The sequence below is a fragment of the Peribacillus sp. TE19612 genome, from assembly GCF_056279465.1.
In genome coordinates this window covers 203919-229818 of the sequence record NZ_JBWCCL010000008.1, presented here as the reverse complement: position 1 = coordinate 229818, position 25900 = coordinate 203919, and the positions used below count along the sequence as shown (strand labels likewise).

The following is a 25900-nucleotide window of genomic DNA, read 5'->3' as shown; positions in this document are numbered from 1 at the left end:
ATTTAATAAATTTTCCTATTTCATAGACTCTCAAATAGACCTAATTTACAATTCGAATTCCTTTTCTGAATATATGCAATTTTCATGCCAAATTTACAAAGCGCAATATTCAACACATTATCAAAAAAAATGCCTTCAATAGACAAATTTCTTTGCACTTTACGCCATGTTTTTTTGCACATTATGCCATGTTTTTTTGCACATTTATTCATATGGTTTAATTTAAATACATTCCAAATATTACTAAAAGAATATATTCAAAGAATATTTCTATTAAAATCCATTTTTCTCCATTTTATTCCTTTAAATGTCATATTTTTTGCGAGTTTTCTCCATTTGATAATAATTATGAAACGATGTAAAAATGAGGTATTCTCATGAAGGAGTTGAGTGTTATGAAAGGTAAGGTATTTTTAGGAACTGCACTATCAATCGGTCTATTATTTTCTGCTATTCCCCATCAAGAAGCTTTAGCGGCAAAAAATGTGTTAAGTGTTGAAAAGTACAATAAGCATAGGGATTCGCTAGAATACAAGTCTGGGAAGCTTACGGACCCCTCAAAGCAAACGGCAGAAGATATCATCCTTACCTTTTTTGATGAAAACAAAAAGTCTTACAAGCTAGAAAAGCAAAAGGCGAAGGACTCCTTCACGATCGAGAAAGAAAGCAAGGATGAACTGGGCAATACCGTCCTTAAATTGCAACAAACCTATAAAGGCGTACCAGTATGGAATTCCACACAAGCTGTATTGATTGACGCTAAAGGTGTATTGACCGTCGTGTCCGGTACGGTTGAAGCCAATCTAAACACGAAATTAGGGAAAAAGGCTAAAAAAGGCATCAGTGAATCCGAAGCTATCAAAATAGCTGAAGCCGATCTGGGGTTCACACCTGCCTACGAACAATCACCTGAATCTGACCTATATGTATACGCAAATGAAGGCAAGGCCGATTATGTATATAAAGTCAATTTGAAATTCTTAAGTCCGGAACCAGGAAATCATAATTATTTCATTTCAGTCAAAACGGGTAAAATCCTGAATAAATATAATACATTGGATGAAGTGACGGGGACCAACTCCGTCGGAACGGGCACTGGCGTCTTAAACAATACGGTGTCGCTGAACACTACCTTATCCAACGGTCAATACTACTTACAAGACAATACACGCGGTAAAGGCATCTACACGTATAACGCCAATAACCGTTCAAGATTGCCTGGTACACTCTTTTCCAACACAACAAATGCTTTTACTGCTTCTGCCGATAAAGCTGCGGTGGATGCCCATTATTATGCGGGTAAAACCTATGATTATTACAAATCCACATTTGGCCGGAACTCCTATGATGGTAATGGAACCATCCTGAAATCAACCGTCCATTATGGCTCAAGATACAATAATGCTTTCTGGGATGGCACCCAAATGGTTTACGGTGATGGAGATGGCACGACGTTCATCCCATTGTCCGGCGGGCTCGATGTCGTTGCGCATGAATTGACGCATGCCGTCACTTCCTCGGAATCGAACCTTACCTATCAATATGAATCCGGTGCTTTGAATGAAGCGATATCTGATATTTTTGGCACTGTCGTAGAATTTAAGAATCAAAGTGCCAAAGCCGATTATTTGGTCGGGGAAGATATTTACACACCTAACATTTCCGGTGATGCACTCCGCTCGATGGCTAATCCAACATTGAATGGGGACCCTGACCATTATTCGAACCGTTATACAGGAACGGGTGATAATGGCGGAGTCCACACGAACAGCGGAATCATTAATAAGGCAGCTTATTTAATCTCTGCAGGCGGAACCCACCATGGCGTGAGTGTTTCCGGAATCGGCATCGATAAACTAGGAGCCATCTTTTATCGGGCAAACACAACATATTTAACTTCGTCGTCTACTTTTTCACAAGCCAGAGCGGCCGTCATACAATCGGCCTCTGATTTATACGGTTCAAGCAGTGCAGAAGTCACGGCTGTCAAAAATGCCTTTACAGCTGTCGGTGTGAATTAACAGATTTACCTATATATCAAACACCTCCCTAGCTTCCCTTCTAGCGGAGGTGTTTTTTCGTATCGGTCTACCTTCCGAGGATCATTTCGGCCGTTCGTTCCCTTTTTTCGTCCTTGATGTGAAGAATTCCGTCCTACGGTACAGGCGGGGCCTCAATAAAAACAAACTGAGTCGTTTACTAAAAATGATTAATTCCGTAAAATAGTTGCTTTTCTTCTTATTAACTGTCAAGCTTAGATGATCTGGACTATATTGAATAGAACAAGTAGGTGACGAACATGATTGAAGTTAAAACTTCCACACTCAGTGATGGCGAGTTCAATAGAGGCGTATTCGCAACACGAGATATTAAAAAAGGTGAGCTTTTGCATGAGGCACCTGTCATTGCATATCCGAACGAGGAGCATGTTTTCATTGAGAAGACATTGCTGGCTGATTATGCGTTTGAATATGGAATTAACCATACTGCCATGCTTTTAGGCTATGGCATGCTGTTTAATCATTCTTATACACCCAACGCTACGTATGACATAAACTTCAAGAATCATACGTTTGATTTCTTTGCTTACACCGACATAAAAGCAGGAGAGGAAATCCTGATTAATTATAATGGTGAAGTCGATAATGAGGATCCGCTTTGGTTCAATAAAGAAAATGACGGCGAAGATGAAGCTGAATGATCATTGATCCTTCATGAAAGCACTTGTACTTTTGAATGCCTGTCCATGGCCTTCGAAAGGAACGAGTGCTTTTCCTTTTACCGGCATGATGAATAATAAAAAAAGCCCCATTAAGATTAACTTAATGGGGTCAATTCACCTTAACGTACGGATGGGTTACTAGATTTTGTTTTGGTTATTGATTGGAATTGGCTCTTCACCTTGTCAATGGTTTCTGGGGTGGCTAGAGATCTTATTTGACCCATGGTTTTTTCACGGGTTTTCTTATTGCGCATTAAAAATGCGGCTGCTCCTATCAGGACGGTTCCAAGCATTTTGTTTGATGGCATGTTCGTTTCCTCCTTCAAGTTAGTCCTATTTAGTGTTCCCTCTATCAGCTGATTTAAACAAAAGCATCCTTTCGAGAGAGCGGTTTCGCTTTTATTCATCCTCGCTCAGGCTTTCGATGAACTTTATGCTTTCGGGATTTTTCACGATTTTTTCCGCTTGATCCGGGGCAGCTTTCGTTTGCTTCATGTTGTTAAGTTTATATGTCAGCACTCTTTTCACTGACTCGTTAATTCTATCCATTGGAACTTCCCCTGCTTTTACTGCTTGCAGTAAACCGTTATATACCTCAAGCTCATGGGAATATTCATGACAGACAAGTAATAAGTCGGCTCCTGCGAGGATTGCCTGCTTCCCCATCTCATCATAGGAGTAATACTTGTTCACAGCCCCCATTTCCAAATCGTCGGTAACGACAAGTCCCTCATATTTGAGTTTCCCCCGAAGCAGGTCTTCTATGATGATTTTAGAAAGGCTTGCTGGTTTTTCTTTATCATAGGCTGGATATTTAATGTGGGTCACCATCACGAAAAACTTTTGGTTATCCATTTCACTTATGATTTGCTTGAAGGGATAGATATCCGAATTTTCCAGATCAAGTTGGTTTGCCTCCACGGAAGATGTTTCGACATGCGGATCGATTTCGCTGCGTCCGTTTCCAGGAAAGTGCTTCAATGCACCAGTTATCGATACATCATTCAAGCCTTGAATGGCTTTCTTTCCGTATTGATAGACCTTTTCCGGATCTTGCCCCAATGAACGTTTATCCGTTTTCGATAGATCAAGTACAGGGGCAAAATTAATGTTAATCCCCATGGAGCCCAGTTCTGTCCCATTCAATTTGGCCACCTTGTACATGTCTTCAATAGAGGCATTTTTTCCAAGATCCTGTTGCGCAGGGAGGGGCGATACCCTTTCCTTCATCCTGATGATGTCCCCGCCTTCCTGATCGATGGCCACCATCAACGGAAGCGAATGTGCACTTTGATTGGCCGTTTGCTGAAGCGAGTTGGATAACCTGGCCACTTGTTTAGGTGATTTCATATTCCGGTCAAAATAAATGACGCCTCCTATATGTTTTTGTTCGATGAGCTCCGTAATTTCATCGCTCTTTTCAGTCCCCTTGAAACCGACCATCATAAGCTGTCCGATTTTTTCTTCAAGCGTCATTTTATTCAGCAATTTCTCTATTCTCTCATGATGATCTGCATCGTCGTCTTTCCCTTTTTCCGCTCTGGAATCGACACCCATATTCAACTGAATGAACACGGCTGAAAAAGCGAGGATTGCGATGAAAAGCAGGCCCATAAATATTTTTTTATTCCTCATACTTTGACCTTCTGTCCTTTCTTGTTTGCCCTTTTATTGATTTTGTTGCACACTTCTTAATCATGTTCATAAAGTAACGATTCTATATCATCATTGCGGATTTTTTTGCATAAACCATTAGCCGCGTCTAATACTACATACATAGCCTAATTCCAAAGGAGATGCACCCATGAACGGAATCTTGAAGAACATTGCCGTCACTTTCGGTCATGCAGTCGATTATGCAAAAGAAAAAATAACAGCCATTACAGGAACAACTTCTGTTACGATAGCGGAATTGAGTGAGCATATCATCAATCAGCCCGAAACAAAACTAATCAGGAAAGACCTTTTAGGGATACCTTTTTCCTTTTACCATTTACAAATAGAAGACGTTACGTACTATTTGGAAATGAAAAGCTCACAGGTTCTCCAGTTGGATGTTCAAGCGCATAATCATACGATTGTGTCTTACAGGTCTTATCGAGATAAATCCAGCTTGCCCACGGCCATTAAATTTCCTAAAACCCTTTTATCCGAATGACTCTGGTACAAAAATAAAAAAGCTGATATCCCCTGCATATGGGGTTATCAGCTTTTTTTCAAATATTATAGGGAGAAAAAACGGTCTCTTTCACTTGAAATCCATTTCTCGGCATCTTCTTCATCCTTTTTAACCAAGCGGTTAACGAGGATATCATGCCAAATGTAATTTTCGAGAAAATTGATATGAATGGGATCATCTGTGTAGAACGCCGTTTCTCTCGTTTCGGGCGAAGGGCCGTAAATCGTCTCCTTGCCATCAATGGATAAGATGAACCATTTGTTTTCCCCGATATTTTCCACATAGCTTGTTTGGCGATGTATATCTATACCCGATAATGGGTTTTCAACCTGAAATGCAATCCCCTTGAGCGTGCAATGCGCAGCGGCCCCTATTAGCTCTTGTTCAAGTTTTCCATACATCTCGTCCCATAGGGAAACCACCACCCTTTTCTCGGCTTTTTGAATCAAGGTACGGCAGAAGGATAGGATGTGCCCTTCACCTTTAAGCGTCATTACACGATTGTCGGACATCGGTTCGTTTTTCTCGAATTGCTTTAATGTATGGCTGATGGATTGATAGGTATTGTTCCATTTTGACTGAACCGATTCCAAAAAAACATCGACTGGCAGCGGTGAATATTTTATCGAGTCATTGATTTCCTCTTTTAAGACGATTCCTTCTTCTTGCAGCCCATTTAATATTTCATAGATGCGGGCCCTTGGAATCCCTGACTCTTTGCTTACTTGATAGGCACTGGTTGGGCCTTGGCGAACCAAAGAAACATAAGCCTTTGCTTCATATTGACTAAACCCGAGAGATTGTAGTTTTTGAATGATATCTTGCATAGTACCTCCTAGTGCTTTGGTAAGTTATATGCCTATCATACCAAATCTCTTATCGAAATCTATTCGATTTCAAACAGTATGGCTCAAATATTCTTATTTACAGAATGGTTCATATTAGTTACTATCTAAATAGTGACTAATATGAACGCGTGGATTATGGCTCCAGCAAAACAAGCATTTCAGCCATAATGCCATTGATACGGAGGCTTCTTGGATGGAAGATATACAAATTTCAACACTTTTGCTGCTGATGTTTTTCGGATTTTTGGCAGCATTCATTGATTCCGTGGTCGGCGGCGGCGGCCTGATTTCGATACCCGCTTTATTATTTTCAGGACTTTCCCCGTCAGCAGCAATCGCTACGAATAAGTTAGCAAGTTCCATGGGGTCTTTAACAAGCACCATTGCCTTCATTCGCTCAGGTAAGGTTGATTTCAAATTGGTTTCAAAACTTTTCCCATTGATTTTCATAGGTTCCCTGCTAGGAGCTTGGATTGTCAATTTCGTCTCGCCTGAATTATTAAAGCCAATGATCTTGGTTCTATTAATAGCTATTGCCATTTATACCTTTTTTAAAAAGGACTGGGGCCAGAAATCGACTTACCATACACTCACATGGCAAAAGGCTGGACTATTTGCGTTCGCTATATTTGCCATTGGTTTTTATGATGGCTTTTTGGGCGCTGGAACGGGATCCTTCATTTTGTTTGCCTTTTTAATGATTGGCTTTGATTTTTTGAACTCTGCAGGAAATGCCAAATTTTTGAACTTCGGAAGTAATTTGGCGGCACTGATCATGTTCATATTCCTTGATACCGTCAACTTTTCCTATGGAATTCCAATGGGGATCTCCATGATAGCAGGAGCGTTGGCCGGTTCTAAATTTGCCATTAAGAAAGGGGTGGCATATGTAAGAGTATTATTTATCATCGTAACCGTCATTCTGATCATGAAAAATATATTGGATTATATAATGGGCGGCTAATCTTTTAAAAAAATAGACGACAGCACATCGTTCCCCGCACAGAATGTGACATATAGGAATTATTTGGGTATATGATAGGTAAAGACTGTGTGGAAAGGTGTGATTGGATGGTTGAAAAGTGGAATGGCGAAGAAATGGCAGATGTATCAGGGCAAACCATTGTGATTACTGGTGCCAATAGTGGGCTTGGCTTCGAAACGGCTTTTGCACTGGCTGGTAAGGGGGCAGAAATCATCCTTGCTGTCCGGAATGCTTCAAAGAGAGAAAAGGCGGTCGATAGAATCTTATCGGTCCACCCTAAGGCAAATGTACGTGTGATGCAGTTGGATTTAAGTGACTTAAGCAGCATTCGTCATTTTGCTGATTCCTTTCAGGAAAACTATGACTCACTCTCCGTCCTCATCAATAATGCAGGTGTGATGATTCCGCCATACAGTAAGACGAAGGATGGTTTCGAGCTGCAATTCGGCAGCAATCATCTCGGTCATTTTGCTTTGACAGGTCTCCTTCTTCCACGTATCCTTACTACACCAAAATCGCGTGTGGTCACATTGAGTAGCTTGGCCGCCATCAATGGATATATAGACTTCGAAAATCTAAATGGTGAAAACGGTTATAAACCAATGAAATACTATGGGCAAAGCAAGCTAGCCAATCTACTCTTCGCCCGCGAATTACAGAATAAATTCAACCAGCATGGTGCAAGCCCTATCAGTGTTGCCTGTCATCCGGGCCTTTCCCATACTAATCTCATGTCACGCGGTTCTGGCAAACCCATAAATAGATTCGTGCACTTTCTTTCCAAAACCATCACCCAGCCGGCAAGTATGGGGGCATTGCCTACCCTTTATGCCGCAACGGAACCTTCATTGACAGGCGGGGAGTATATCGGACCCGATGGAAAGAAGGGCAGAAAAGGCTTTCCCAGAAAAGACGAGGTCATCGATACCTTATATAATGAAGAAACGTCGAAAAGATTATGGGATATTTCAGAAACCTTGACAGAGGTCAAATATCGTTTCACTGAAAGCATGACGCAAAATGACTCTATATTTCCCTGTCTTCGCTCATGAACAGTGCAAAAAGAAAGAGGGAGCATAATGCCCCCTCTTTTCGCTTCCATCATTCAGCGTCAAAAACTTCGACTTTTTCCATTTTGTCGCCATTTTTCATAGCTTTGGCTGTTTCAAGTCCAGAAGTCACTTTACCGAATACTGTGTGAACACCGTTAAGATGCGGTTGTGGTTCATGCACGATAAAGAATTGGCTTGAGCCAGTGTCTTTTCCAGCATGTGCCATAGATAGGCTTCCAGCCTCATGTTTGTGAGGGTTTCCTTCTGTTTCACATTTGATTTGTGTGCCGCTTCCGCCTGCGCCTGTACCTGTCGGATCTCCTCCTTGGCTTACGAAACCAGGGATTACACGGTGAAAGACTACGCCATTATAAAATCCTGTGTTTGCCAAGTTTTCGAAGTTAGCCACTGTGTTAGGTGCTTCGTTCGGGAAAAGATCGAATTCGATTTTTTCTCCATTTTCCATAAGTATGTATCCTTTTTTAGCCATGTTAAACATCTCCTTTAATATGAACTGAATCAAATCTAATAGTACCATTTTTAGAAGCAGAAAGAAAAGGAAGCGCTACTTATTTCGAATTGAATCATTATACATTCCTCTATTTTTTCTTTTATAATAGGGTAGATTCATTATTATAAGGGGGAACAAACCATGATACAGCAATTTGATGCATTAGTCGTGAACAAGCAAGATGATCAATTCACCGTTAACATTCAGCAGCTATCACTTGATGATTTACCTCAAGGCGAAGTGCTCATCCGTGTTCATTATTCCGGTGTGAACTATAAAGATAGCCTTGCAGCCATTCCAAATGGAAACATTGTCAGCAGCTATCCGATCGTTCCGGGAATTGATATGGCTGGTGTTGTCGTTTCATCTGAGGATTCCCGCTTTAAAGAAGGAGACGAAGTCATTGCGACCTCCTACGGAATTGGCGTTTCCCAATCAGGGGGCTATAGTCAATTTGCCCGTGTTCCTGCAGAGTGGATCGTCCCGCTTCCTGATGGCCTAACAATGAAAGAGGCGATGATCATCGGAACGGCCGGTTTCACTGCAGCACTATCGGTACTGCGGCTGGAAGAAAATAACCTCACACCTGAGCAAGGGAGCGTTCTTGTCACTGGTGCAACTGGCGGGGTCGGCAGTTTTGCCGTCTCGATCCTTTCCAAACTTGGCTATTCCGTTGAGGCGAGTACTGGAAAGGAATCGGAACATGGATATTTGAAGGCAATCGGTGCGTCGACCATTGTATCGCGTGAAGATGTATATGATGGCAAGCTTCGGGCTCTGGGCAAACAGAAGTGGAGCGGGGCGATAGATCCCGTCGGCGGTGAACCGTTAGCTTCGGTCCTTAGCCAAATCAAGTATGGCGGAGCTGTGGCGGTCAGCGGATTGACAGCTGGGACAAGCCTTCCTGCCACCGTCTTTCCATTCATCCTAAGAGGTGTTAATCTACTTGGGATCGATTCGGTCAATTGCCCGATGGATACAAGATTGAAAGTTTGGCACCGCCTTGCCACCGACTTTAAACTAGAGGATTTGGAACAGCTCGTTCAACAGGAAATTACACTTAAAGAATTGCCTGACGTCCTTCCTACCCTACTAAAAGGGGAAGCAAGAGGCAGGACGATCGTTAAACTATGAACCAAAAAGTGACGAGAGCATGGCTTCTCGTCACTTTTCATTGTGAACTTTCATAGATAGGGAGACTGATATCTACAATCGTCCCTTCTCCCACTTCGCTGGTGAAATGAATTTCCCCGTTATGTTCATGGATGATTTTGGTGCTGACCATGAGCCCAAACCCTGTTCCTTTTTCAGATGTACTATAAAAAGGCTGCCCTAGATGCTTCATGCGCTCATTTGAGATTCCGCAGCCTTGATCAATGAAACGGATCATCGCAGATTCACCTTCATGGTTTAACTGTATTTGAAGTTTGCCGCCATTCGGCATGGCTTCTATCGCATTATTGACGACATTCGTGAATACTTGTTTTAACTGATTCGGTTCGCCAAAGACAGATGCCGAATCCGTATTATATTCCTTGATGATTTCGACATCATTCAATATCGCTTGAAACTCGGCTAACGTAATCACACTGTCCAATATCTCGTTAAGCTGAATGAGTTCACAAACCTTCGCTTCAGGCTCTGCTAAACTTAAAAACTCATTGGCCAGGATTTCGATTTTTTCAACTTCACTGACCGTCATTTCAAGATAGTCCTTTTGCTCAGGGTCTTCCCTTAATAATTGCAAAAACCCTTTGACCGTAGTTAATGGATTTCTTATTTCATGTGCGATGCCTGCAGCCATCTGTCCTACCGCCGATAACATATTGGATTTACAGAGCAGCTCTTCGGTCTTTTTACGCTCCGTAATATCCCTACAGAATACCTGTATGGCTGGTTGCCCTTTATAAATAATCGGAAGACCGAGTGTTTCTCCATAAAATTCTTGTCCGTCAAGCCGAATGAACTTTTGTTCCAGTAAACCAACCGCCTGATGATCGTCCCTCATGATTTCGATTCTTCTTTGTACACTTTCCCGGGACTCCAGGTGGACGAACTGAAAAACCGATTTACCGATAATATCTTCCACACTATCCATCCCAAGCATTTTTGCCCCCATGGGATTCATATACTCGATGATCCCATTGCGATGTACAAAAATCGCTTCAGGTGACACCTCCACTAAACTGCGATACCTTTGTTCACTTTCCTTCAAGGCAGCTTCAGCAAGTTTTTGATTCGTAATATCCCGATAAACGAAAACCAATGCGCACGGCTCATTTTCATTATCGCGGATATTAAACAGGGAGATGCTTACATCGATTAACTGGCCATCCTTCCTTAACCTGACCGTTTCAAAGCCTTTCTTTTGTACCCCTGCCTTAATTTGGTCATGCAATTCATTGACTGACTCCTTCAAGAAATCAGGAATAATTGGAAACGGCATGCCAATGAGCTCCTCATTCGTCCATCCGAAAAACTCTTCAAAAGCTGCATTCACCTGAAGGGTCTTTCCTTCCAGATCAACAATGGAAATGGCGTCCGGGTTGTTCTCCATGAAAGACTTGAATTTCTCGGTACTATCCTCCGGCTGTTCTCCCATTTGCCCTTGTCCATAATCAATAAGCCTTTTACTCATCAATTTTTTATTCCTTTCTTATCCGGAAATTTACAGTCTCAATTTTACAGTATCAGTAAATCATTTGCCAGTTTTATCATATGTTTTTCCAAGTTAAGGATTGATGCACAAAGAGGCCAAACCCCCATAAGGTTCAGCCATTTCCTTAAAATGTATTATAAATATTGGGACATTCTGTACCTGTTGGTTCATAAAAGCAATGGAGCTTGAAACGCCCAACAAGGGGCTGATTATACCAGGTTGCCGGGCAATCTCCCGGTGGCCTGAAGTACCATAGGCTAAATTTCGAAGGCCATATCCTTTCACCATTTACACTGCGGCGTGCAAGCCTCTTTTCCCTGTCTCTTGCCCGCTGATAAAAATACCCCTTCTGTACAGCCTCAAAGGCATGCTCCTGATAAATCATGTCTGGAATCGTCCTCAGCCCTTTGAAATCGGAACAATTCGACCTAATCCGATTGATCCCTACATTACCGATCATCAACATGCCTTGATCACCTTCACCCTCGCCTTCCGCCCTAAGCAATCTTGCCAATAAGGCAATATCGGCATCAGTGTGCTTTACAACGGCCATCCCATCACCTCCACGTTTTTATCCTATGCCTTTGATATGGAAAAATACTCCGTTTATTAACAAAATCTTCATATGGAGTACACGTCCTATCAATAATACAACCCTATACTTAAGTAAGGCTGGATAGCACGCGTGGCTATCATGGTATTTGGCGAAGGCGGGGCCGATACTTTCCTTATACATATAAAAAAGGCGGCACACATTGTGCCGTCTTTTATCTTGTCATTCTTTCGCTTCAAATGCCGCTTCAAACGCCAATGATACCTTTTCGAATTCTTCATCCGATTCGATATCGAGCAGTTCACCTTCGCCTTCGACCCTGAAAAAGAAAATATCGATATCTTCATCCGTATCCTCTTCAATATCTTCAAGCAAGCCTACTGCAACATATTCCGTTCCTTCTACATCCAAGGAACCTAAAACCTCAACTTCATGGCCTTCATCACTGTCATCAGTAAGAGTGAAAACTTCACCTTCACGAATTTTTCCCATACTACCTCTCCTCTCCTATCCATTAATAATGGAGTTGTTTCCATAGTATATCGACTATTCCATTTAGAAACAAATTTTTGCCCTGGAAAATGATGAATACATTTCTTTCCAAGAAAAGAATCTATCAAGAGATACTATGGAAGAAAAGTATTATCCCATAAGCCATTTGTCATTTTTCATATACTTTCCCTTTATTAACATCATTTTAAAAATTATCTAAAAACGGCTATAAAAAAGTAATTTAATTCCGAATAATCTTATATATACTACTATTAGCAAGTTGCATACGGATTTAATGAAGGAGGAAGATTTCTTGGCTGTAAAAAGGGTCGATCACATTGGCGTTGTTGTAAAAGATCTTGAAAAATCCATCGCCTTTTATCAAGATGTGTTGGATTTAAAATTAAAGGCACGCATGACTCATACTAATGGAGTGATCGAACTGGCATTCCTCGGTTACGAAGAGTCGGACGAAACAGAAATAGAATTGATTCAGGGATATAGCGACACACTTCCCTCCGAAGCAACGATCCACCATTTTGCCATTACCGTGGATGATATCGAAGAAGAATATGACCGGATCAAAAGCTTGGATAACACCGAACTGATTGATGAAGAGATCGTCACCCTTCCGAATGGTTATCGCTATTTCTACGTATATGGACCGGAAAAAGAGTGGATTGAATTTTTCCAAAGGTAAAAACCATCCTAAAAAGGCAGAGTCTTATAGACTTCTGCTTTTTTTAACGTTCACTCTATTCTTCAAACAAAATTTACAGATGAAAAACCTTTCTTAACTTACTTGAAGTAATTTCTTAATATACTACATTTATCCTAAAAGTAATCATATTTTTGGAGGTATGCATTTTGGGGAAAATGAGCAAAAAGGTAGCAGGAATTACTTTAGCGGGTGCGGTGGCCATATCATCACTTGGTATTTCAACAATGAAGGAAGATGTCCAGGCTAAAGACAAGAAAAAAGAACCAACCAACGTCATCATGATGGTGATGGATGGAACAAGCACAGGAGCCACAACCCTTTCACGGTGGTATAAAGGCGATAATCTAGCCATGGACGAAATGCTGTCTGGCGGCATGCGTACATATTCGGCTGAATCGGCCATTACCGACTCAGCTCCTGCAGCAACAGCGCTTGCGACAGGAAATAAATCAAATGATAAATTTGTCGGTGTCCTGCCAACCATCGTTAATTCTCCAGGGCTCGATCCGGTTAATCCGAAAAATACCCATAAACCAGTCGCTAACGTTTTGGAGGGGGCAAAACAAGCCGGAAAGGCTACTGGCATCATTTCTACATCTGAAATCCAGCATGCTACACCCGCAGGCTTCTCCGCTCACGTGACACATCGAAGCAATTATGGTGATATTGCGGAACAGCAGGTTTATCAGGGGATTGACGTCGTTTTGGGAGGGGGCAAAGAATCCCTTTTACCAGGTAAAACAAAAAATGCAAGAATTGATGGAGAAAACCTTTTGGAAGTGCTCGATGAAGACAAATATGATTTTGTTGAAACCCGTGACGAGCTGTTAAAATCCAAATCGAATAAAATTTGGGGAAGCTTTGCACCAAGCGCCCTGGCATATGATTTAGATCGTAAAACAACAAAGCCAAGTGAACCCACTTTAGCTGAAATGACCAATAAAGCCCTTAAAACCTTGAAAAAAGATAAAGATGGCTTCTTCTTATTTGTTGAAGGAAGCAAGATTGACTGGGCTGCTCACGGAAACGACACGATCGGAATGATTAGTGATACTTTAGCTTTTGATGATGCCGTGAACGAAGCCCTTACGTTTGCAAAAAATGACGGAAACACGATGGTCATTGCTGTAACGGACCATGGGAACAGCGGAATTACAATGGGTAACGTAAACACGAACTCCTCCTACCCGGAAACACCCGTATCAGCTTATATCGATCCATTAAAGAAAGCGAAAATGACAGTTGAAGGGGCCTTAAGTAAGCTAAAACCAGATCATTCCAATCTGAAAGAAGTTGCAGCACTGTATGGACTGGATAATCTGACTTCTGAAGAAACAGCAAAACTTACCTCTTCTAAAAACGTAGGTGCTGAAATGACAAAGCTGCTTGCTAACCGTGCCAACATTGGCTTTACAACTGGCGGTCATACAGGTGAAGACGTATTCCTGTATTCTTATGGCCCTTCAAAACCGACTGGATTAGTGGAGAATACAGACCTCGCTAAAAAAATGGCCGAATTCATGGGCTTTGATTTACAAAAATTATCGAACAAACTATACATGAATGCTAAAGATTCCTTTGAGAAAAAAGGATATTCAACCCGCATTGATGTTACAGACCCGAATAACCCGGTTTTCGTAGCAAAAAAGGGGCAGCAAAAAGTGGAGTTGCCTGCAAATAAGAATATCGTTATCAGCAAGACTCCTACATCCACTAAACAAAAAGAAATTAATGCGATCACCGTTTACAACGGAAAAGACTTTTATATATCTGAACAAGCATTAAAGGCAGTCAAGTAAGCACCATTTTTGAATGGGAAGGAGCCCTTGTTTTTAACAAGGGCTCCTCAGACTGTAAACAAATTAATTATTGTCCCAGTTGGTTTCAGAAATCCGCTCCCTTTCCACCGACTGTCTGCCAAGCCTTCTCACCGCAAGCGGCTGTGGGGTCTCGGCTAGCCAGTTTTTTGGCAGGAGCAATTTTCTTCAATCTAATGAGGATTACAGGTGAAAAACTTAAAGGATAAACTAGTTTTAAATATAAGTTGGGATGAGACCAGCCTTCAGTTTTTTCCAGAAAACATTCCAGTTGATTTCAGAAATCCGCTCCCTTTCCGCCGACTGTCTGCCAAGCCTCCTCACCGCAGCGGCTGTGGGGTCTCGGCTAGCCAGTTTTTCGGCAGGAGTGTCGCAATTTTCTTCAATCTAATGAGGATTACAGGTGAAAAACTTAAAGGATAAACTAGTCCTAAACATAATTCGGTGTGCGATCAGCCTACAGTTTTTTCCAGAAAACATTCCAGCTGATTTCAGATTCCGCTCCCTTTCCGCCGACTGTCTGCCAAGCCTCCTCACCGCAAGCGGCTGTGGGGTCTCGGCTAGCCAGTTTTTTGGCAGGAGTGTCGCAATTTTATTCAATCTAATGAGGTTTCGTCCGTATAAACAAGCACTACATTGCCCTTATTCGGACTCCATACCCCTTTTGTCGCCAAACTGAGGAGCCCTTCTTTAACAAGGGCTCCTTTTCTTATGAATGATTTAGAACTCCCCGCTTCACCAGCTTGACTTTTTGACACCCGGCAGTTGCCCTTTATGAGCAAGTTCCCTAAAAACGATACGCGACATGTTGAATTTGCGCATATATCCACGGGGCCTCCCCGTTACTCCACAACGATTGTGAACCCTAGTCGGCGAGGAATCACGAGGGAGTTTGGCCAATGCGGCATAATCCCCTTTCTCCTTCAATTCCTTTCTAAGTTCTGCATACTTTTCCACCATTGCCAACTGTTTTTGCGCTTTTATCACCTTGGATTTTTTCGCCATTGATATTCTCCTTTTTTAAGATCTTGAATGTATGAAAAATCTATAAACTATTCACAATTCGTTCCGCTGCCTGTCTTGCTCCCGATATATTCCTGGATATCGGTCCCATTTCAAGTTCAGCCAGTGCACCCGTGACATATAAGCCAGGTCCCCACTGCAACGACTGCGATACAATTGGATAACCACATTCCGCGCAGCGTAAATCATGCGACCGGATGACTGGCGTCAGCCAATCCTTCCCTGGCAATGATGACTTAAAGCCGGTCGCTAAAAGGATCGTCCCTGTTTGTTGAATGACCTTTTCGTTTTTATCCCTGAGGCTGATATGCCCATCCTTCCACACAGCGCTTTTCACCTCAACATCCATGACACGCAATAATCCATGTTTAACCTGATTCATCAGCGCTTTATGTAAGTCAGGTGGGATGGATCCTTTATTACGGGCCTGGATAATGGTCTCTCGTCTTTTTTGAAAGCTGGATATAGCACGGAAAGGTCGCTGTTTTTTCGGCCCCAACCAACCAGGATCACTGTCGAAATCATGAATTCTAAAAGGATGCCGCTTCAGAACCGTTACATCATGTGGATAGATTTTACTCAGCTTTAAAGCGAGATGGACAGAAGATATGCCGCCCCCAATGATCGTGATGGGTCCTTGTAATTGTGTCAGCTCCGGAATATTTTCATCGAATATGTGGTAAACGGGACCCCCATGCTCTTGTTTGAATTGCCGTGCCCATTCTGGCCAATAAGGCTGTTCGCCAATACCAATTGAAATTACAAGTTTTTGTCCCTCAAGCCGTCGCTTGTTTTGCAATTGGATTTCCCAGCCTTGTCCCGTTTTGCAGGCAGAGATGACTTCCCCTTGCACCCATGCCTGCTTAATGGTTAAATCATCAGCCAAGTGAACACAATGTTCATTGAACGATTTTAGTGATGGCCGCTTATATTGGCCGTAAAAGTTATTTTTCCAGTCTGCCTTCTCCACATATTTCTGCAGGCTGAAGGGATTCACATCCAGATGGTGTACGGATGGAGAACGTAAATATGGCATTGAAATGACTTCCGTACACTGCTTCCATCTTGCCAATGGTTCTTCATTTCTATCGACAATCGCCAGCTGGTCCACCGTCGTTTTTCCTGACTTAAGTAAAAATGCAGCCATCGTCATACCTTGAATGCCTCCGCCAACAATGATCCATTCCAACATGAACTTCCCTCCTTTTACATCCATTCTCTTCGATAAAACATAATCATTACGATTTAAACCTTAAAACTACTTCGTTTCACGGTGAAGCGTGTGTTTCTTCAATCGCGGGCAGTACTTTTTCAATTCGATCCTGTCCGGGTTATTCCGCTTGTTTTTCGTTGTAATATAATTTCGGTCCCCTGATTCTGTGCATGCTAACGTAATGTTTACTCTCATTTCTATTTCCTCCTAAAGTTTTTTAATGAACGATTTCCGTAAATGCAGGCAATCGATCTTCATAAAGAGACCAATCCTGCTGCATCTCCATTTCCGTCAATAAGCATTGATCTAATTCAGTTTCGATTTCCTGTTGATCCATTTGAATGCCAATCATCACAAGCTCCGTCATCCTGTCACCGTATACTGCATTCCACCGTTCCAATAATTCAGGTGCTTCCTTTAAAATTTGGCGCTGTTCTTCTTCAGGGTAAGCTGCAATCCATTTACCGGCTGCTTGTAAAGTCAATGACGGTCCTGCCTGTGAAAGCAAGCCTGCCGTATCATTTCTCGATGCCAGCCAAAGGAATCCCTTCGCCCTCACCACTTGTACGGGCCAGTTTTCCAACCACTCCATCAGCCGTTCGGGATGAAAGGGTACCCCCCTTCTGTAAACGAAGGAAGAAATCCCATACTCCAAGGTCTCCGGGATATGCTCTTCATTCAATTCCTTTATCCAGCCCGCTCCTTGGCTTGCCTCTTCAAAATCAAATAAATGTGTATTCAATACATCCTTTAGCGGCACCTTGGAATGGTTTGTTTCGATAATTCTCGCATCGGCATTCACTTTATGAAGAACCGCCTTCAATTCCGCAACGGCATCAGCATCCATCAGATCGATTTTATTTAACAGGATGACATTGGCGAACTCTATCTGATCTATTAGTAGATCGACCACTTCCCTGCCATCCGCAGCATCTGTTGCCTGCATCCTGTCAATAAGCGTTTCTCCGGAAGTGAAGTCTTGCCAAAAATTATACCCATCAACAACGGTGACCATCGTATCAAGCCGGCAAGATTCCGATAAATCAATTCCCATGCTTTCATCAACATAGGAGAAGGTTTGGGCTACAGGTACCGGTTCGCTTATCCCAGTCGATTCAATCACGATATAATCGATGTCCCCTTGTTTCGCCAATTTCTCCACTTCAATCATCAAATCCTCACGAAGCGTACAGCAAATGCAGCCATTCTGCATTTCCACTAGTTTTTCATCTGTCCGGGTAAACCCTCCCTGTTTGACCAGCGAAGCATCAATATTGATTTCACTCATATCATTAACGATGACAGCAACCTTCAGATCATCCCGATTTTCAAGAATATGATTCAAAAGCGTCGTCTTTCCCGCACCAAGGTATCCACTCAATACCGTAACCGGAATTTTCTTCATCTCCATCCCTTACCACTCCTTTACCTGATTTCTTTGCTGCAAGTAAATCAAAATCATTACGATTTAAAAACCGAAGCCATCACCCATGTAAAACACTCTCTAATAATAAAACGTAATCATTACTATTTGCAAGTTTTTTTCAAAATTTCCTCCGAATACTTCTCCCAAACCCATGTAATCACGCTTGCTCCGACACACGGATAAATGAAAGGTGCTGACTATAAAACAAAAAAATTAAATGGAAGCCCAATCACACATTACATCATGTGTATGGAACCTCCATTGCAGTTTTATCATTTTCATGTACTTCTATATTTACAAGCAGCTGATCATTAACAACGTTTCATTATCCAATACATTTTTCTTTTTCTTTGTTGCAAATCGAGAAAAAAATTATTGGCCATTGTGCTTATTCCGCCATTTCCCACCCTGAAGATGTTACTGTCTTTTGTTCAAAAGTTTCAATCTCTTTCTGTTTCGCCAACTTAGAAGCTTGTGATACGGACCACGTTAAATTCCCAAAGGCAATCACTGTCCCGATCGAGATAACTAACACCTTTTTACAAAATATTTTCTTCAATAGCTTCCTCCTGAGAATGTATTGGAATACTCTAAATATAAACCAACATTGTTAACCTAACATGTAGCTGCTGTAAATGTACGAAATTATTTCTGTACATATATAAACACAAAAAAGCTGAGTGCATATGCAGTCAGCTTTTCATAGGTGTTTCTTATTTATAGAAAACTTTATCGACGTTGTATTTAGCATGAAGCTTATTGATCATATACGTTTCATAGATTTCACGTTCCATAGCGTCTTCGACTAAAAGAATGTCAATTTTCTTGACTTCATTACGATGCTCTTTAATCGGAGAAACTTTATCCTCAAAATGCTTCTTGACCCTTGGTCTTAATTTACGGGCTTTACCGACAAAAATCAGTTCATCATTCTCATTGTAAAACAAGATGATGCCGCCTTTATCACGGGGAATCAAATGAAAATCGATAAACCCGTAAATTTCAGGAATGACAGCTTCGTCTCCTTCAATCACTTGCTTTCTTTGTTTGATGCTTATATCCGCTGCAGGGATTTCAATTTTAATCATTACAATTCACGTCCTCTATTTGTATAAGGTGAAACTTTCAATCGGAATCAAAATACGGTTTCACGCAAGCCAATCACTTCAATCTTAAAGATAAATGGTATCATAATTATGAATGAAAAGCCATGTATGCCTTGATTGGTTTAAGATGATTCTAAATATAAAGAAGAAGACTCGCTGGGAGCCTTCTTCTTTATCGGAAATATCCGTTACCACCTGTGAGCCTTTGCATTGCTTCTTAGTATAATGTTTGTTTGTGATTCTTGCGTATGGCCATTAACTTGAGATTTTGAACGCTTAGGTCTTGTCCAATTATGGTGAAACTTTTGAGAATGTGGATCTAATTGATCTTTATAGCTCATTCTGTGTCACCTCATCATTAGGATTTGGATATTCCGTTCAGTGATAGTAATCCCCATCACTTGTTCTAGTATTTTATTTTTCCAAGCCATTTATACATATTCTTTAAAAAGCGAATTCAGCTGACTTGCCTTTTGCAAGGACTTTCCCATCGTCATCCACCGCATCACTTGACATGACGGATATGCCTTTTATGTTTCCATCATTTAGAATGAAACCAATGTTTCCGCTTTTTGAACCGTTTCCTTCTATTTCACCAGTAAGTTCTTCCAAATAGATCTCATCTTCCCATGTCAGATGTTCTCCTCTGTCCGTTTCAAGGAAAGCAACTGGCGAAAACTTAATTTCTTTATCCGAATTGTTTTTGATTTCCACGTTCACTTTTACGATATCGAAATCTTCATCATGCGTATAGCCGTGGAAGAAATCGATCATGCTGTAATCCGGAGTGGCATGCATCACTTTCATTTCTTTGACTTTAACCTCGACCGGGCCAACATTCAACGTTTCATTCACTTTTTTATAGGCCTTCAAAGTTAATTCGCCTTTGGCATCGGAAACGTTCTGTCCAATCTGGTTCAAGTTTATATCATCAGGAAGCTGCGGATTCGGAACATAGACATCCTTTTTTTCCAGTGGTCGTGCAATTTCCTCTGTTTTTTCTTTAGCTGTCGTTTCTTCTTCGTATGCTGGTTGGGTATTAAGAGCACCAAATGCCGTTAATAACAGGGCACCGATCATCAGTCTGTTCATTGAATCCCTCCCTGAAGTCATTATTTCTTTAATAGCTCAAAAATGATTTTGGCTTGATCCGTGTTATCGACTTGCCCGGCAAAACGTTCTTTATATGGCCCGTATGCGTAGACCGGAACATCTTCACCCGTATGTCCGCCAGTAGTCCAGGCAGTATTGGTACGGTTATCGAATATGGATTCGATGGCATTATCGACATTCGTCACATTTTTTGATTTGGCAGCTTCAGTTACCGTTTTGATTTCACCGTCAGTTAGCTTCACTACATTTTGGTTAATATATTGCTTTAACGTCTTTTCGACATCAGCGCCTTTGACGATGGCATCCGCCATGAAGTCAGGAGTGCGTTTGGCTGCCTTGATTGGCTCACCGTACCAGTTATATATTCCTTTTGCTCCGATCGAGAATCCTCCTGTAGAGTGATCCGCCGTAGCCACCACTAAGGTATGTTTGTCTTTCTTCGCAAATTCTATGGCCGCTTTGTATGCTTTTTCAAAGTCTTCCATTTCACTCATTGCACCTACGATATCATTATCATGTCCTGCCCAATCGACCTGGCTTCCCTCGACCATAAGGAAGAATCCATCTTTATCTTTATTCAAGCGCTGGATCGCCGAACTTGTCATGTCTGCCAAAGAAGGCGTTTCACTTGGGCGGTCAATCATTTTCGGAAGTCCTTTAGAAGCGAATAAACCAAGGACCTGCTCATTTTTGTCCTTTAGCATTTGATTTTTATCCGTCACATAACTGTAACCGTCTTTTTCGAAGGCTTTCGCCAAATTGACATCAGGCCGGACAAAATTGGACTTCCCACCGCCCAATAGGACGTCAATTTTATGTTTGCCTTTGATTAATTCGTTATAATAATCGTCTGCGATTGAATTCATGTTTTTCCGATTTTCATCATGGGCGCCAAAAGATGCAGGCGTAGCATGAGTGATTTCCGAAGTGGCAACCAATCCCGTCGCTTTTCCTTTTTCCTTTGCTGCTTCCAATACGGTTTTGACTTCGGATTTATCATTATCCACTGCAATGGCAGCGTTATAAGTCTTCACTCCTGCAGACATTGCCGTAGCGGCTGAAGCTGAATCCGTTATATTTTGTGCAGAGTCTTCTGGGTAAGTCATCTGCTGGCCAACCAAGTATTTATCAAACTCTGTCCGCTCTGCCACCTTCGTACCAGGATTATCTTTTAAATACCGGTAAGCGGAGGTATAGGAAACACCCATGCCGTCACCGATCAGGAAAATAACGTTCTTGATTTCCGGTTCTTTATTTGGGTTCCCCTTTGCCGAAACACGATCCGCACCGGACCATGATAAACTTCCAAATGCCAATGCAGAAACGAGCGTGATGGGTAAAACCTTTTTCCTCCAAGTGCGATTCAAATGAATGACCTCCCGTAATGTTATCTATTTAATTTAACTATAGGTGAAGAAAATGAACTCAATGTCAAGGCTATGTAAAAAAGCGACAGGATAATTGTTAAGACAAAGTAAAGACAGCATGCGGAATTGGTTATTCAGGGAAATCATCAGTAGCTGGGGTATATTACAGGCCATTCAACGTCTTCAAATCCGGTGGTTGTTAGGAGTTTAATATGCTATTAATGGAGAAAAAAAATAAAGCATCCGAATAAGGATGCTTTAGAGTAAGACAGCAGACAAAGTCATCTTTGAGAAACGTTACATTTCTTTCGAAAATCCGCTTTTTTTCGCCGACTGACAGACAAACCTCCTGTCGTAAGCATCTAGCGGAGTCTCGGCTAGCCAGTTATTCGGCAGGAAAATCATGAAGCACAAACTATTCTTAAACCGTTCGATGAGACCAGCCTACGTTTTACTTTAAAAACCAGTCCAGTTGATTGGAATGGAAGGTACGAAACTCCTGCGGGAAAAACGTGTCCAAGGGAGACTCCACAGGCGCAAATGGCGCCGAGGAGGCTTCCGGACAGCCCGCGGAAAGCGAGTACCTGGAGTGAAGATCATGTTCCATTTGATTTAAGAAATCCGCTCCCTCTTGTCTGCAAGCTGAAGCGCTCCATTCAAAGAGCGCTTTTTTCACTATTCTTTCTCTACAACTAAACATTCCAAAGCACGGGCCGCATTCACTCTCGCCACCTCGATGGAATCGGCAGACGACAGGGCGACCGCAACCCTTCTACCTGCCTTTGTAACAGGTTTTCCGAAAAGACGCACTTGTGTATTAGGTAAAGCCAAAGCCTGTTCAACACCGACTATTGAATATTCCGATAACTCATCTTGCGCTTTTAATGGACGGCTGGCACCCGGACTGATCAGCTTGATTTCCGGGATGGGGAATCCTAGAATCGCCCGAATATGAAGGGCAAACTCGGACAAATTCTGAGTCACCAATGTCACTAGCCCCGTATCGTGCGGACGTGGGGAAACTTCACTGAAATAGACTTTATCCCCTGAGAGGAAAAGCTCTACTCCGAATAATCCGTACCCGCCAAGTTCATCCGTAATGGAATGGGCAATTCTTTTCGCTTTCATTATTTGTGCTTCTGTCATATTATGCGGCTGCCAGGATTCAATATAATCCCCGCCCTGCTGAATGTGACCGATGGGAGCACAAAACATGGTACCATTTACGGTCCGGACAGTAAGCAGCGTGATTTCCGAATCAAAACGGATAAATTCTTCAATGATCACCCGTCCATTTTGAACCCGGCCGCCTTCCATCGCGATTTTCCAGCAATCCTCCAGGTCACCTTCCGTGCGGCACACACTTTGCCCTTTACCTGAAGAACTCATCAGAGGTTTGACGACATTGGGAAACCCAACTTCCTTGGCAGCTTGGACAAATTCTTCATAGGTGTTTGCGAATTTGTAGGCTGCTGTCGGAATCTCCAGAGTTTCTGAAGCCAGCCTCCTGATCCCTTCACGATCCATCGTCAATTTAGCGGCTCTTGCTGTCGGAATGACTTGAAAGCCTTCCTCTTCCAACTTGACTAATTCGGATGTAGCGATGGCTTCTATCTCCGGTACAATCAAATCGGGTTGTTCTTTCTCTACAACTCCCCTTAGTTGTTCCGCATCCAGCATATCGATCACATAACTGCGATGAGCGACTTGCATGGCAGGGGCATGTTCATAGCGGTCTACAGCAACGGTCTCCACACCAAGTCGCTGAGCTTCAAGTATGACCTCTTTCCCCAATTCACCCGAGCCCAATAATAAAATCTTTTTCGATTTATACATTCAGTCTCTCCTCCTTAATTCCTCAAAAACATTATATACGAACTATAAACGAATAAACATAAATATTTATTCGTATTTTCATTTAAAATCACACTGAAAACAGGAAATGAATATATTTATTTCCCGTTATCAAATACCAACTTGACAAATAGGATTAATACACTTTATACTGCTTTTATATAAGGATTATATATAAGCTGACTAGTCTACTGGAGGCTCTCTATTCAACAGGAATAGGGGGTTTTTTCGTTTTTATCAATGAGGGAGGAGTTTACTATGCAAAAGGAATTGCTAAGGACCATTTCCCCTGTCATGAATGAGAAGAAAAATGGGGGCTTAGAAGACATGGAGTACCTTAATCTTCCTGACAGACTATTTTTCCACTGGTGCCAGCAGAAATATCGACTGAATAGAGGGGTTTACAACACGATCGATCATTGGTTCTATGAATACGGCATTGTCCATATTCTTCACCGCAGGATCAACCTTTTAGCCTTTTTGGATTTCGCTTCTACCTCGGAACAGGAAGCCGGAAAGACAAAGTTCATTAAATTCGGCAATGGTGGCCTAAGGCAAAAGCTACAGGAATTCATTGCAGATTAACCTGAATCTTATAGGGCCCTTATCAGTAATATGCCCATTCTCCACCTACTGGTAAGGGACACTTATACGAATGTCGAAATTTGCAATACGATTACTTTTGAAAATGTAAGCGCTTTCTATTATAATAAAATTAGGTTGGATGGCATGCGTGGCCGTCACAGTATCTGGCGTAGGTGGGGCCAATACTAGCGCTAAGGAAGGTAAGCTTCTTTACCGTAAAACTATTAGATTTCCTTTTGGTAGGGGCTGCAATATAACCGGGGCATGGAAAATGTCCGTTCATTTCAAGCTAAAAAGCAATTTAATCATGCAATCGATAAGTAAAGCATAACTTTACTTATTTTTTGCAGCAGCCCTCATCGTTTCAAGTCTGATAGTTTATAAGACTAAAAAGCTCTACCCCATGGAAACGGAGTTGAGCTTTTTCATTTGGTCAGATTTCACATATATAACCCTGCCAAGAAAATCCCAAGCGACTTCTGATAAATCTCATCGAACTGTGATATGGGAAGGGGATTCGTTCCTTTGCCCAGCTCCACGGTAAATCCCGGCCTGCGCCAATCCTGAATGAACCAATCCTTATACCCTGCATAACTATTGGCGGATTTAACAGGCTCATATCCACTGACCCTCGCAAACTCATTGACTATCGTTTCCGACTCGGGTGGTTCCAAACCTTCAAACCCCCAAAAAATCACCTCTCCTTGGGTGTGGAACGCAAGGACTTTGCCAAAATCACGTTTTTTTGTCAACTCTGACATTGCAATGGCCTCTGGCTGTGTAAGCGGCCCTTCCCCTGGATAATTAGCCGGACCTGGCTCCGTTACATTATTACGGGCTTGTTCCAGTTCCCATTCGGCGGGAAATTGATCATTCAGATCCACACCATTGATATTGGCTTTCCAGCCAGAGAAGTCTTCGCTGCCATTATTCCATTCGATGAGCCGTCCTCTCAATGTCTCATCTGCAGGCGGTCCTTTCAAAACCAACTCCACTCCGTCCGGATTCACCATTGGGACGATCGACAGCATCGTCTGTTGATAAAAGGGAAACATATCTAGACCGCGGATGTCGGCCTGATTCGTGATTGCGAGTAAATAATCATTTAAAAAGGTCATGATCACAGGCGTCGTTATCCACTCATTCGCATGAAAGGAACCATTATAGTGAACTCGTTTGTTGCCATTTCCAATCAGAACTTCGGGGATATCCCTTTCAAGCACCGAGTCCCCGATGGGGGAGTTTTTTATAAATGGATAGATTGTTTTCAAACGCCTAACATCGGTCATCATCGTCCCATAATCATATTCTCGGTTACCTTGAATGAGCCTCCACGTAATCCTTAATGGCACAGAAATTGTCTGACCGACTTGCAAGGCATTCGGATTGAGATTGGGATTAACTAAAAATAAGGCATCCAATGAAAGATTGCGTGACCTGGCAATTGCCCATAACGAATCACCTTGCTTTATACTATAGCCGGTCGTCGTAAAGCCAGGTATTTTGATTTGTTGGCCAATCATAAGTGCAAGTGGATCAATCCCACTATTGGAATCAATGATAAGTTGGTAATTCACCTTGAATAATTGGCTATAATACCACAAGGAATCATTTTGCCGCACAAAAACGTCCATACTGCACCTCCTCTTAACCAAATGTATGCAAATACGATTC

28 protein-coding genes are annotated in these 25900 nt (G+C 42.0%); 10 read left to right on the top strand and 18 right to left on the bottom strand.

Annotated features, from left to right (window positions below; all coding sequences use genetic code 11):
* Window positions 1–395: 395 nt before the first annotated feature.
* Together ACZ9AO_RS16095 and ACZ9AO_RS16090 are read left to right on the top strand one after the other, a co-directional pair.
* Complete coding sequence (locus ACZ9AO_RS16095; RefSeq protein ID WP_251540265.1) at window positions 396–2021, top strand: M4 family metallopeptidase; 1626 nt, start codon at window positions 396–398, stop codon at window positions 2019–2021.
* Between the two features lie 278 nt (window positions 2022–2299).
* Window positions 2300–2701, top strand: a complete 402-nt coding sequence (locus ACZ9AO_RS16090) for an SET domain-containing protein (protein ID WP_034310428.1) — start codon at window positions 2300–2302, stop codon at window positions 2699–2701.
* Window positions 2702–2841: 140 nt separating this feature from the next.
* Here the strand turns inward: ACZ9AO_RS16090 and ACZ9AO_RS16085 are convergent, their stop codons facing one another.
* Complete coding sequence (locus tag ACZ9AO_RS16085) at window positions 2842–3030, bottom strand: hypothetical protein (protein WP_063234131.1); 189 nt, start codon at window positions 3028–3030, stop codon at window positions 2842–2844.
* 91 nt (window positions 3031–3121) lie between these two features.
* Window positions 3122–4357, bottom strand: a complete 1236-nt coding sequence (nagZ, locus tag ACZ9AO_RS16080; protein ID WP_476109438.1) for a beta-N-acetylhexosaminidase — start codon at window positions 4355–4357, stop codon at window positions 3122–3124.
* Between the two features lie 169 nt (window positions 4358–4526).
* Between nagZ and ACZ9AO_RS16075 the strand changes: the two genes are divergently transcribed.
* Window positions 4527–4880 carry a hypothetical protein gene (locus ACZ9AO_RS16075; RefSeq protein ID WP_063595897.1) on the top strand — a complete coding sequence of 118 codons (354 nt, stop codon included), beginning with the start codon at window positions 4527–4529 and terminating at the stop codon, window positions 4878–4880.
* A gap of 65 nt (window positions 4881–4945) precedes the next feature.
* Here ACZ9AO_RS16075 and ACZ9AO_RS16070 read toward each other — a convergent pair whose 3' ends face one another.
* Entirely contained in the window at window positions 4946–5728 is a 783-nt protein-coding gene (locus ACZ9AO_RS16070; protein WP_034310422.1) for a TrmB family transcriptional regulator, read from the bottom strand.
* Window positions 5729–5942: 214 nt separating this feature from the next.
* Between ACZ9AO_RS16070 and ACZ9AO_RS16065 the strand changes: the two genes are divergently transcribed.
* Entirely contained in the window at window positions 5943–6713 is a 771-nt protein-coding gene (locus ACZ9AO_RS16065) for a TSUP family transporter (RefSeq protein ID WP_063595895.1), read from the top strand.
* Window positions 6714–6820: 107 nt separating this feature from the next.
* The gene (locus ACZ9AO_RS16060; protein WP_476109437.1) at window positions 6821–7786 is read left to right on the top strand and encodes an oxidoreductase; all 966 of its coding nucleotides are present in this window, start codon (window positions 6821–6823) and stop codon (window positions 7784–7786) included.
* Between the two features lie 49 nt (window positions 7787–7835).
* On the opposite strand, the gene ACZ9AO_RS16055 is transcribed toward ACZ9AO_RS16060, so the two are convergent.
* Window positions 7836–8276 carry a peptidylprolyl isomerase gene (locus ACZ9AO_RS16055; RefSeq protein ID WP_034310415.1) on the bottom strand — a complete coding sequence of 147 codons (441 nt, stop codon included), beginning with the start codon at window positions 8274–8276 and terminating at the stop codon, window positions 7836–7838.
* Window positions 8277–8438: 162 nt separating this feature from the next.
* On the opposite strand from ACZ9AO_RS16055, the gene ACZ9AO_RS16050 reads away from it, so the two are divergent.
* Complete coding sequence (locus tag ACZ9AO_RS16050) at window positions 8439–9431, top strand: NADPH:quinone oxidoreductase family protein (RefSeq protein WP_251540278.1); 993 nt, start codon at window positions 8439–8441, stop codon at window positions 9429–9431.
* Between the two features lie 37 nt (window positions 9432–9468).
* On the opposite strand, the gene ACZ9AO_RS16045 is transcribed toward ACZ9AO_RS16050, so the two are convergent.
* From ACZ9AO_RS16045 to ACZ9AO_RS16035, 3 genes are all read right to left on the bottom strand, one after another.
* Window positions 9469–10935 (bottom strand): PAS domain-containing sensor histidine kinase, encoded by a 1467-nt coding sequence (locus tag ACZ9AO_RS16045; RefSeq protein ID WP_476109436.1) that lies wholly within the window; start codon window positions 10933–10935, stop codon window positions 9469–9471.
* Window positions 10936–11080: 145 nt separating this feature from the next.
* Window positions 11081–11509, bottom strand: a complete 429-nt coding sequence (locus tag ACZ9AO_RS16040; RefSeq protein ID WP_137020264.1) for a cell wall hydrolase — start codon at window positions 11507–11509, stop codon at window positions 11081–11083.
* Between the two features lie 222 nt (window positions 11510–11731).
* Entirely contained in the window at window positions 11732–12001 is a 270-nt protein-coding gene (locus ACZ9AO_RS16035; protein ID WP_034310405.1) for a DUF1292 domain-containing protein, read from the bottom strand.
* A 313-nt stretch (window positions 12002–12314) separates the two neighbouring features.
* Here ACZ9AO_RS16035 and ACZ9AO_RS16030 point away from each other — a divergent pair, with 313 nt between their 5' ends.
* From ACZ9AO_RS16030 to ACZ9AO_RS16020, 3 genes are all read left to right on the top strand, one after another.
* The gene (locus ACZ9AO_RS16030) at window positions 12315–12701 is read left to right on the top strand and encodes a VOC family protein (RefSeq protein ID WP_055348503.1); all 387 of its coding nucleotides are present in this window, start codon (window positions 12315–12317) and stop codon (window positions 12699–12701) included.
* Window positions 12702–12877: 176 nt separating this feature from the next.
* Complete coding sequence (locus ACZ9AO_RS16025) at window positions 12878–14521, top strand: alkaline phosphatase (protein WP_476109469.1); 1644 nt, start codon at window positions 12878–12880, stop codon at window positions 14519–14521.
* 207 nt (window positions 14522–14728) lie between these two features.
* Window positions 14729–14962 (top strand): hypothetical protein, encoded by a 234-nt coding sequence (locus tag ACZ9AO_RS16020; RefSeq protein ID WP_476109435.1) that lies wholly within the window; start codon window positions 14729–14731, stop codon window positions 14960–14962.
* A 312-nt stretch (window positions 14963–15274) separates the two neighbouring features.
* Here ACZ9AO_RS16020 and rpsN read toward each other — a convergent pair whose 3' ends face one another.
* From rpsN to purT, 10 genes are all read right to left on the bottom strand, one after another.
* On the bottom strand, window positions 15275–15544 hold the full coding sequence (gene rpsN, locus ACZ9AO_RS16015) for a 30S ribosomal protein S14 (protein ID WP_034310392.1): 270 nt from the start codon (window positions 15542–15544) through the stop codon (window positions 15275–15277).
* Between the two features lie 40 nt (window positions 15545–15584).
* Entirely contained in the window at window positions 15585–16754 is a 1170-nt protein-coding gene (locus ACZ9AO_RS16010) for an NAD(P)-binding domain-containing protein (protein ID WP_476109434.1), read from the bottom strand.
* 66 nt (window positions 16755–16820) lie between these two features.
* Window positions 16821–16970: a 50S ribosomal protein L33 gene (gene rpmG, locus ACZ9AO_RS16005; RefSeq protein ID WP_034310390.1), complete on the bottom strand. Its 150-nt coding sequence runs from the start codon at window positions 16968–16970 to the stop codon at window positions 16821–16823.
* Window positions 16971–16992: 22 nt separating this feature from the next.
* Window positions 16993–18186, bottom strand: a complete 1194-nt coding sequence (locus ACZ9AO_RS16000; protein ID WP_285856512.1) for a GTP-binding protein — start codon at window positions 18184–18186, stop codon at window positions 16993–16995.
* A gap of 403 nt (window positions 18187–18589) precedes the next feature.
* Window positions 18590–18760 carry a hypothetical protein gene (locus ACZ9AO_RS15995; protein WP_476109433.1) on the bottom strand — a complete coding sequence of 57 codons (171 nt, stop codon included), beginning with the start codon at window positions 18758–18760 and terminating at the stop codon, window positions 18590–18592.
* Window positions 18761–18914: 154 nt separating this feature from the next.
* Complete coding sequence (locus tag ACZ9AO_RS15990; RefSeq protein WP_476109468.1) at window positions 18915–19295, bottom strand: nucleotide excision repair endonuclease; 381 nt, start codon at window positions 19293–19295, stop codon at window positions 18915–18917.
* A gap of 200 nt (window positions 19296–19495) precedes the next feature.
* The gene (locus tag ACZ9AO_RS15985) at window positions 19496–19648 is read right to left on the bottom strand and encodes a YpzG family protein (RefSeq protein WP_072272311.1); all 153 of its coding nucleotides are present in this window, start codon (window positions 19646–19648) and stop codon (window positions 19496–19498) included.
* A 103-nt stretch (window positions 19649–19751) separates the two neighbouring features.
* Window positions 19752–20399 (bottom strand): DUF4352 domain-containing protein, encoded by a 648-nt coding sequence (locus ACZ9AO_RS15980; protein ID WP_323596065.1) that lies wholly within the window; start codon window positions 20397–20399, stop codon window positions 19752–19754.
* 20 nt (window positions 20400–20419) lie between these two features.
* The gene (locus tag ACZ9AO_RS15975) at window positions 20420–21787 is read right to left on the bottom strand and encodes an alkaline phosphatase (RefSeq protein ID WP_476109432.1); all 1368 of its coding nucleotides are present in this window, start codon (window positions 21785–21787) and stop codon (window positions 20420–20422) included.
* Window positions 21788–22462: 675 nt separating this feature from the next.
* On the bottom strand, window positions 22463–23623 hold the full coding sequence (gene purT, locus ACZ9AO_RS15970) for a phosphoribosylglycinamide formyltransferase 2 (protein ID WP_476109431.1): 1161 nt from the start codon (window positions 23621–23623) through the stop codon (window positions 22463–22465).
* A 276-nt stretch (window positions 23624–23899) separates the two neighbouring features.
* On the opposite strand from purT, the gene ACZ9AO_RS15965 reads away from it, so the two are divergent.
* The gene (locus tag ACZ9AO_RS15965) at window positions 23900–24226 is read left to right on the top strand and encodes a hypothetical protein (RefSeq protein WP_226990476.1); all 327 of its coding nucleotides are present in this window, start codon (window positions 23900–23902) and stop codon (window positions 24224–24226) included.
* Window positions 24227–24666: 440 nt separating this feature from the next.
* Here ACZ9AO_RS15965 and ACZ9AO_RS15960 read toward each other — a convergent pair whose 3' ends face one another.
* Complete coding sequence (locus ACZ9AO_RS15960; RefSeq protein ID WP_251540296.1) at window positions 24667–25860, bottom strand: M14 family metallopeptidase; 1194 nt, start codon at window positions 25858–25860, stop codon at window positions 24667–24669.
* Window positions 25861–25900 lie beyond the last annotated feature (40 nt).

What these genes read in the sequence shown, in the direction of transcription:
- ACZ9AO_RS16000 (WP_285856512.1), bottom strand. Translation starts at nt 18,186, where the DNA reads ATGGAGATGAAGAAAATTCCGGTTACGGTATTGAGTGGATACCTTGGT.
- ACZ9AO_RS16060 (WP_476109437.1), top strand. Translation starts at nt 6,821, where the DNA reads ATGGTTGAAAAGTGGAATGGCGAAGAAATGGCAGATGTATCAGGGCAA.
- ACZ9AO_RS16010 (WP_476109434.1), bottom strand. Translation starts at nt 16,754, where the DNA reads ATGTTGGAATGGATCATTGTTGGCGGAGGCATTCAAGGTATGACGATG.
- ACZ9AO_RS16040 (WP_137020264.1), bottom strand. Translation starts at nt 11,509, where the DNA reads ATGGCCGTTGTAAAGCACACTGATGCCGATATTGCCTTATTGGCAAGA.
- ACZ9AO_RS15980 (WP_323596065.1), bottom strand. Translation starts at nt 20,399, where the DNA reads ATGAACAGACTGATGATCGGTGCCCTGTTATTAACGGCATTTGGTGCT.
- ACZ9AO_RS16045 (WP_476109436.1), bottom strand. Translation starts at nt 10,935, where the DNA reads ATGAGTAAAAGGCTTATTGATTATGGACAAGGGCAAATGGGAGAACAG.
- rpsN (WP_034310392.1), bottom strand. Translation starts at nt 15,544, where the DNA reads ATGGCGAAAAAATCCAAGGTGATAAAAGCGCAAAAACAGTTGGCAATG.
- ACZ9AO_RS16065 (WP_063595895.1), top strand. Translation starts at nt 5,943, where the DNA reads ATGGAAGATATACAAATTTCAACACTTTTGCTGCTGATGTTTTTCGGA.
- ACZ9AO_RS16095 (WP_251540265.1), top strand. Translation starts at nt 396, where the DNA reads ATGAAAGGTAAGGTATTTTTAGGAACTGCACTATCAATCGGTCTATTA.
- ACZ9AO_RS16075 (WP_063595897.1), top strand. Translation starts at nt 4,527, where the DNA reads ATGAACGGAATCTTGAAGAACATTGCCGTCACTTTCGGTCATGCAGTC.
- purT (WP_476109431.1), bottom strand. Translation starts at nt 23,623, where the DNA reads ATGTATAAATCGAAAAAGATTTTATTATTGGGCTCGGGTGAATTGGGG.
- ACZ9AO_RS16085 (WP_063234131.1), bottom strand. Translation starts at nt 3,030, where the DNA reads ATGCCATCAAACAAAATGCTTGGAACCGTCCTGATAGGAGCAGCCGCA.
- ACZ9AO_RS16090 (WP_034310428.1), top strand. Translation starts at nt 2,300, where the DNA reads ATGATTGAAGTTAAAACTTCCACACTCAGTGATGGCGAGTTCAATAGA.
- ACZ9AO_RS16035 (WP_034310405.1), bottom strand. Translation starts at nt 12,001, where the DNA reads ATGGGAAAAATTCGTGAAGGTGAAGTTTTCACTCTTACTGATGACAGT.
- ACZ9AO_RS16025 (WP_476109469.1), top strand. Translation starts at nt 12,878, where the DNA reads ATGAGCAAAAAGGTAGCAGGAATTACTTTAGCGGGTGCGGTGGCCATA.
- ACZ9AO_RS15965 (WP_226990476.1), top strand. Translation starts at nt 23,900, where the DNA reads ATGCAAAAGGAATTGCTAAGGACCATTTCCCCTGTCATGAATGAGAAG.
- ACZ9AO_RS16070 (WP_034310422.1), bottom strand. Translation starts at nt 5,728, where the DNA reads ATGCAAGATATCATTCAAAAACTACAATCTCTCGGGTTTAGTCAATAT.
- ACZ9AO_RS15960 (WP_251540296.1), bottom strand. Translation starts at nt 25,860, where the DNA reads ATGGACGTTTTTGTGCGGCAAAATGATTCCTTGTGGTATTATAGCCAA.
- rpmG (WP_034310390.1), bottom strand. Translation starts at nt 16,970, where the DNA reads ATGAGAGTAAACATTACGTTAGCATGCACAGAATCAGGGGACCGAAAT.
- ACZ9AO_RS16055 (WP_034310415.1), bottom strand. Translation starts at nt 8,276, where the DNA reads ATGGCTAAAAAAGGATACATACTTATGGAAAATGGAGAAAAAATCGAA.
- ACZ9AO_RS15985 (WP_072272311.1), bottom strand. Translation starts at nt 19,648, where the DNA reads ATGAGCTATAAAGATCAATTAGATCCACATTCTCAAAAGTTTCACCAT.
- ACZ9AO_RS16050 (WP_251540278.1), top strand. Translation starts at nt 8,439, where the DNA reads ATGATACAGCAATTTGATGCATTAGTCGTGAACAAGCAAGATGATCAA.
- nagZ (WP_476109438.1), bottom strand. Translation starts at nt 4,357, where the DNA reads ATGAGGAATAAAAAAATATTTATGGGCCTGCTTTTCATCGCAATCCTC.